A 5,696-nucleotide genomic window follows, 5' to 3' on the forward strand; every position below is an offset into this window, starting at 1 on the left:
GTACGTGGCCATCCTCGAAATCATCGAGCCGCCCAAGGTGAAAGTGGCCGACGGCCAGATCCCGCCCGAAGACCCGCTGGTGGCCACCTACCGCCGCCGCCTGTCCAGCGTGGTGCTGAGCTGACCGGCGCTGTTTACGCCATGACAAAAGGCCCCTCGGGGCCTTTTGCTTTTTGGGGCGGCGCTGGCTTGGTTCAGCCGGTCAAGCGCTCCAGCGCCTCGCGGTACTTTGCGGCGGTCTTTTCGATCACGTCCTGCGGCAGGCGCGGTGCGGGGGCGGTTTTGTCCCAGGGCTTGCCGCCCACCTTGGCTTGCTCCAGCCAGTCGCGCACAAACTGCTTGTCGTAGCTGGGCGGGTTCTCGCCTTGGGCCAGGGCGTCGGCGTAGCCTTCCACAGGCCAGTAGCGCGAGCTGTCGGGGGTGAGCACTTCATCCATCAGCACCAGCGTGCCATCGGGCGCCAGGCCGAACTCGAACTTGGTGTCGGCAATGATCATGCCCTTGGTCAGGGCGATTTCAGCGGCGGCCTTGTAGATGGCGATGCTCAGGTCGCGGATCTTGGTGGCCAGCTCCAGACCGATCATTTCGACCGTGCGCTCGAAGGTGATGTTCTCGTCGTGCTCGCCCGCAGCGGCCTTGGCGGCGGGGGTGTAGATGGGCTCAGGCAGCTTGGCCGCGTTGGTCAGCCCTTCGGGCAGGGGTACGCCGCACACCGCACGCGATTCTTGGTACTCCTTCCAGCCGCTGCCGGCCAGGTAGCCGCGTACCACCGCCTCGACGGGAATGGGTTGCAGGCGCTGCACCAGCATGGAGCGGCCACGCACCTGCGCGGCCTCGGCGGGGCTGACCACGCTCTCGGGGGCCTCGCCGGTGAGGTGGTTGGGGCAGATGTGGCCCAGCTTGTCGAACCAGAACAGCGCCATCTGCGTCAGCAACTCGCCCTTGCCGGGGATGGGCTCGCCCATGATCACGTCAAACGCTGAGAGCCGGTCGCTGGCCACCATCAGGATGCGGTCAGTGCCCACGGCGTAGTTGTCGCGCACCTTGCCGCGCGCCAGCAGCGGCAGCGAGGTCAGGGCAGAGGTGTGCAGGGCAGGGGAGCTGGGCTGGGTCATGGTCTGGCAGGTGGGAAATCAGGTGGCGCCCGGGGGCGCGAAATGGACGAAGGTGCAAAGCGCACGAAGGCTGGGGCCGCCGCACGGCAAAGCCCGCCATTGTGCGCACTTTTTCAGGTGCGCGCGAGGGGGTATTTTTACCCCGTGGCGCCATGGCGTTATGGCGTTGCTTTTCGCCGCAGGCAGGCGCATAGTGAAAGCGCGTCAACGCGTTTTTTTCGGGTTCTCGCGGGTTGCCTTCAGAAGTAAAGGCGGCTTTTTTCTCACCGTGAACGACAGGAGACTTTCCTATGAATTTGACGATCAGCGGCCACCATCTGGACGTGACGCCTGCCTTGCGCAACTACGTCACCACCAAGCTCGATCGGATCACCCGCCACTTTGATCAGGTGGTGGGCGTCAAGGTGTTGTTGTCGGTTGAAAACCAGAAAGAAAAGGAAAAGCGCCAGCACGCCGAGTGCAGTGTGCGTGTCAAAGGAAGTGACCTGTTTGCCGAGTCGGCCCATGAGGATTTGTACGCCGCAGTCGATGAGCTGGTCGATAAACTTGATCGGCAAGTGGTGCGCCACAAGAACCGTTTGCAAGACCACCACGCTGAGGCCCGCCGTCGGCTCAATGACTGAGTGTGCCTTGTGCTTCATCCACCATCCCAGCAAACCGCCCACGGGCGGTTTTTTCCTGCCAAGCGCAGCGCAAAAAGCCTTGGCAAGGCGGTGCATAATCAGCGCCAAACCATGAATCGCCTTTCTTCCATCCTGCCTGCGGCGCAAGTCCTCGTGGGCGTAGACGCCACCAGCAAAAAGCGCGCCTTTGAAGAGGCCGGGCTGTTGTTTGAGAGCCTGCATGGCTTGTCGCGCGCCTTGATCACCGACAGCCTTTTTGCGCGCGAGCGCCTTGGCTCCACCGGGTTGGGCCATGGCGTGGCCATTCCGCATGGCCGCATCAAGGGGCTCAAGTCGCCCATGGCGGCGGTGTTCCAGCTGGAGCGCCCGATTGGCTTTGATGCACCCGATGAGCAGCCCGTGGGTTTGCTGATCTTTTTGCTGGTGCCCGAGGCCGCAACGCAAAAACACCTGGAAATCCTCTCGGAAATCGCCGAGTTGCTCAGTGATGCGGTGCTGCGCGAAACGATCAAGACCTGCCCTGACGCCGTGGCGTTGCACGGTCTGATTGCCCGTTGGCAATCTACCCAGACCATCTGACCCTTTGACCATCGCAGCGCCGTGAAACCCAACGTTGTCAGCGCCGATGCCCTGTTTGAAGAGTTTCGCATCCACCTGAAATGGGAGTGGGTGGCAGGGCTGGGCGCTTCCGAGCGCCGTTTTGACGAGGTCGCGGTGCGTTCTGCACGCTCCGGGGCCGATCTGGTCGGGTATTTGAATTACATCCACCCCTACCGCGTCCAGATTCTGGGCGAGCGCGAGGTGGCCTACCTCACCAACGCTACTACTGAGGATTGCCAGCGCCGCATTGCGCGCATCGTCACGCTGGAGCCACCGGTGCTGGTGCTGGCCGATGGCCAGGGCGCCCCCGAGGCGTTGCTGCAAATGTGCGAGCGCGCGCAAATCCCCATGTTTGCCACGCGCGAGTCGTCAGCTTTTGTGATTGATGTGCTGCGCGCTTACCTGTCCAAGCATTTTGCCGATCGCACCACCATGCACGGTGTGTTCATGGACATTCTGGGCTTGGGCGTGCTGATCACTGGCGAGTCGGGCCTGGGCAAGAGCGAGCTGGGGCTGGAGCTGATTTCGCGCGGCAACGGACTGGTAGCCGATGATGCGGTGGATTTGTACCGCATCAACCAGACCACCATTGAGGGCAAATGCCCCGATTTGTTGCAAAACCTGCTTGAAGTGCGCGGGATCGGCCTGCTGGACATCCGTGCCATTTTTGGTGAGACCGCCGTACGGCGCAAGATGCGCCTCAAGCTCATCGTGCACCTGGTGCGCAAAGAAACCATGGAGCGCGAGTACGAGCGCATGCCCTATGAGCCGCTCACCCAGGATGTACTGGGCGTACCCGTGCTGAAGGCGGTGATCCAAGTGGTGGCAGGGCGCAACATTGCTGTGTTGGTCGAGGCGGCGGTGCGCAACACCATTTTGCAACTGCGCGGTATTGATACCTACCAGGAGTTTGTCGAGCGCCACCGCCGTGCCATGGAGCAGAGCGGCTGAGTCATTGGCAGCGCCTAGCGAGGTGGGCGCGCCGCGCAGGTAGCGCACTGCCCATACAGCGCCATGGCGTGGTCATGCACGACCCAGCCTTTGTTTTTAGCCACCAGCTGCTGGCGCTTTTCGATCTCGGCGTCGTAAAACTCTTCGACCTTGCCGCAAGAAGTGCAGACAAAGTGGTCGTGGTGGCTACCCTGATCCAGCTCGTACACCGCCTTGCCGCTTTCAAAATTGCTGCGCATCAGCAAGCCGGCCTGCTCAAACTGCGTCAGTACGCGGTACACCGTGGCCAGGCCGACGTCGGATCGCTCTTCCAGCAGCACGCGGAACACATCTTCGGCCGTCATGTGGCGCTGTCCGCCCTTCTGGAAAATTTCAAGAATCTTCAGGCGTGGCAACGTGGCCTTCAGGCCGGTGTTCTTCAGTTCATCAATGTTCGTCATGGCATGTTTTTTCGTGCGTCAACCAGTGCGCCAGGGGCCTGTGGGTCAGCCGCTACTACAATGAAACGATCATAGCCCTATGCCTTTGCCCATGTTCGCCCAAGTCCATTGCAGCGCCCGTTTGGGGCTTTTCGTGTTGTTGGGTGCCAGTTTGGCGGCCTGTGGCAGCCTTGATGGCGCCACAGACCGCTTGGCTAGCGTCGTCACGCCCTACAAGATTGACGTGGTGCAGGGCAACTTTGTCTCGCGCGAGCAAGTGCAGGCGCTGCAACCGGGCATGGGGCGTCAGCAAGTGCGCGACATTCTGGGCACCCCCTTGATCACCAGCCTGTTCCACGCCGACCGCTGGGAGTATGTTTTTACGCTCAAGCGCCCGGGCACGCCAGTGCAGACACGCAAGCTCACGGTGTACTTTCAGGGCGATACGTTCGAGCGCTTCGAGGGCGATGAAATGCCCTCTGAAAGCGAATTCGTGGCCACTCTGGAGAAAAACAAACCCCAGCGTGCCGTGCCCGTGCTAGAGGCCACCGAGGCCCAGCTGGCGCGCTTTCCTGCACCGTCCCCCAAGCCTGAAGCTGCGCCCGCGCTGCCCCAGTCAGCGCCCGCTACCAGCTACCCACCGCTGGAATCCCCAGGGCGCTGAGTCCTGATTTTTTCCTGCCGCTACTGCTGCGGCGCATTTTTCCGTATAAAAACGACATGACCGCTACGACCTCTTCTGCCCCCCGTGTGGCACCTTACCGTGTGGCTGTTGCCGGTGCCAGCGGTCGCATGGGCCGCATGCTCATTGAGGCACTGCGTGCCAGCGACGATTGTGTGCTCAGCGGCGCGCTGGACATCCCTGATAGCCCCGCCATCGGCACCGATGCCACGGCTTTTCTGGGCCACACCAGCGGCGTCACCATCACCAGCGACCTGCGCGCTGGCCTGGCCAACGCCGATGTGCTGATCGACTTCACCCGCCCCGAGGGCACGCTGGCGCATTTGCAGGTGTGTGCCGAGCTGAGCGTCAAGGCCGTCATCGGCACGACAGGATTTACGCCAGCGCAAAAAACCGAAATCACTGCGCTGGCGCAGCGCACCGCTTTGGTCATGGCGCCCAACATGAGCGTGGGCGTCAACGTCACGCTGAAACTGCTGGAGATGGCGGCCAAGGCGCTGTCCACCGGCTACGACATTGAAATCATCGAGGCGCACCACCGCCACAAGGTCGATGCCCCCTCGGGCACCGCCCTGAAAATGGGTGAAGTCATTGCCGATGCCCTGGGGCGCGACCTGAAAGAGTGCGCCGTGTACGGGCGCGAGGGTGTGACGGGCGAGCGCGATCCTTCCACCATCGGTTTTGCCACTGTCCGCGGCGGCGATATCGTGGGCGACCACACTGTGCTGTTTGCCGGCACCGGTGAGCGCATCGAGATCACGCACAAGTCCTCCAGCCGCGCTACCTACGCCCAGGGCAGCCTGCGCGCCGTGCGCTTTTTGCACGCCCAGAAAACCGGCATGTTCGACATGTTCGACGTGCTCGGCCTGAACTGATCTGGCACCCCCATGGGCTTGCTGCACTGGCTGCGCCAAGGCGATGTGGTGGCACAGGCCACGGCGCTGCTGCTGCTGGCCATGTCGGTGGCCAGCTGGGTGGTGATTGCCTGGAAGGCGCTGCTCATGCGCCGCGCCCATGCGGACGTGGCCCGCTGCATGGCGGCGTTCTGGCAGGCGCCCCATCTGGAGGAGGCCCGTCGGCAGGTGGCCGTTTTTGACCGCGAAACCCTGGTGCTGCCGCTGGTGGCAGCGGCCCACGGGGTAGCGCAGGCACTGCCCGGCCCTGCGGTATCGGCACCCTCTACGGCCACCTTGGCGCAGGCGGGCAGCGTTGGCCAGCAACTCACGCGGGTGCTGCGCGATGCTCTGCACGCGGTGCTGGGCAAGCTGCAATGGGGCCAGGTGATGCTGGCCACCGTGGGCTCCAC

The 5,696-nt window shown here is 62.9% G+C and carries 7 protein-coding genes and 2 pseudogenes; 7 read left to right on the forward strand and 2 right to left on the reverse strand.

Annotated elements, in window-relative coordinates; genetic code table 11:
• Positions 1–124, forward strand: a pseudogene (locus PHX69_RS14925) (co-chaperone YbbN); the annotation flags it as partial.
• Between the two features lie 70 nt (positions 125–194).
• Here the strand turns inward: PHX69_RS14925 and PHX69_RS14930 are convergent.
• A complete protein-coding gene (locus PHX69_RS14930) occupies positions 195–1,115 on the reverse strand; it encodes a phosphoribosylaminoimidazolesuccinocarboxamide synthase (RefSeq protein WP_119014539.1) in 921 nt (306 codons plus the stop codon).
• Between the two features lie 290 nt (positions 1,116–1,405).
• Between PHX69_RS14930 and hpf the strand changes: the two genes are divergently transcribed.
• The 3 genes from hpf (at position 1,406) to hprK (ending at position 3,289) form a co-directional block, all read left to right on the forward strand.
• Positions 1,406–1,738: a ribosome hibernation-promoting factor, HPF/YfiA family gene (gene hpf / locus PHX69_RS14935; RefSeq protein ID WP_119014538.1), complete on the forward strand. Its 333-nt coding sequence runs from the start codon at positions 1,406–1,408 to the stop codon at positions 1,736–1,738.
• Positions 1,739–1,849: 111 nt separating this feature from the next.
• Positions 1,850–2,317, forward strand: a complete 468-nt coding sequence (locus tag PHX69_RS14940; protein WP_119014537.1) for a PTS sugar transporter subunit IIA — start codon at positions 1,850–1,852, stop codon at positions 2,315–2,317.
• Between the two features lie 21 nt (positions 2,318–2,338).
• Positions 2,339–3,289, forward strand: coding sequence for an HPr(Ser) kinase/phosphatase (hprK, locus tag PHX69_RS14945; protein WP_119014536.1), 951 nt, complete (start codon positions 2,339–2,341; stop codon positions 3,287–3,289).
• 14 nt (positions 3,290–3,303) lie between these two features.
• On the opposite strand, the gene fur is transcribed toward hprK, so the two are convergent.
• Positions 3,304–3,729 (reverse strand): ferric iron uptake transcriptional regulator, encoded by a 426-nt coding sequence (fur, locus tag PHX69_RS14950; RefSeq protein ID WP_119014535.1) that lies wholly within the window; start codon positions 3,727–3,729, stop codon positions 3,304–3,306.
• 79 nt (positions 3,730–3,808) lie between these two features.
• On the opposite strand from fur, the gene PHX69_RS14955 reads away from it, so the two are divergent.
• The 3 genes and pseudogenes from PHX69_RS14955 to PHX69_RS14965 form a co-directional block, all read left to right on the forward strand.
• Positions 3,809–4,372, forward strand: coding sequence for an outer membrane protein assembly factor BamE (locus tag PHX69_RS14955; protein WP_119014534.1), 564 nt, complete (start codon positions 3,809–3,811; stop codon positions 4,370–4,372).
• Positions 4,373–4,428: 56 nt separating this feature from the next.
• Positions 4,429–5,265 (forward strand): 4-hydroxy-tetrahydrodipicolinate reductase, encoded by an 837-nt coding sequence (gene dapB, locus PHX69_RS14960; RefSeq protein ID WP_288044750.1) that lies wholly within the window; start codon positions 4,429–4,431, stop codon positions 5,263–5,265.
• Positions 5,266–5,277: 12 nt separating this feature from the next.
• Positions 5,278–5,696 (forward strand): annotated as a pseudogene (locus tag PHX69_RS14965) (MotA/TolQ/ExbB proton channel family protein); the annotation flags it as partial.

The sequence above is a fragment of the Simplicispira sp. genome (assembly GCF_028687295.1).
Taxonomy (GTDB): domain Bacteria; phylum Pseudomonadota; class Gammaproteobacteria; order Burkholderiales; family Burkholderiaceae_C; genus Simplicispira; species Simplicispira metamorpha.

Bases quoted from the DNA above. Each gene is read 5' to 3' on its own strand.
- PHX69_RS14930 (WP_119014539.1), bottom strand. From the start codon at position 1,115: ATGACCCAGCCCAGCTCCCCTGCCCTGCACACCTCTGCCCTGACCTCG.
- hpf (WP_119014538.1), top strand. From the start codon at position 1,406: ATGAATTTGACGATCAGCGGCCACCATCTGGACGTGACGCCTGCCTTG.
- PHX69_RS14940 (WP_119014537.1), top strand. From the start codon at position 1,850: ATGAATCGCCTTTCTTCCATCCTGCCTGCGGCGCAAGTCCTCGTGGGC.
- fur (WP_119014535.1), bottom strand. From the start codon at position 3,729: ATGACGAACATTGATGAACTGAAGAACACCGGCCTGAAGGCCACGTTG.
- PHX69_RS14955 (WP_119014534.1), top strand. From the start codon at position 3,809: ATGCCTTTGCCCATGTTCGCCCAAGTCCATTGCAGCGCCCGTTTGGGG.
- dapB (WP_288044750.1), top strand. From the start codon at position 4,429: ATGACCGCTACGACCTCTTCTGCCCCCCGTGTGGCACCTTACCGTGTG.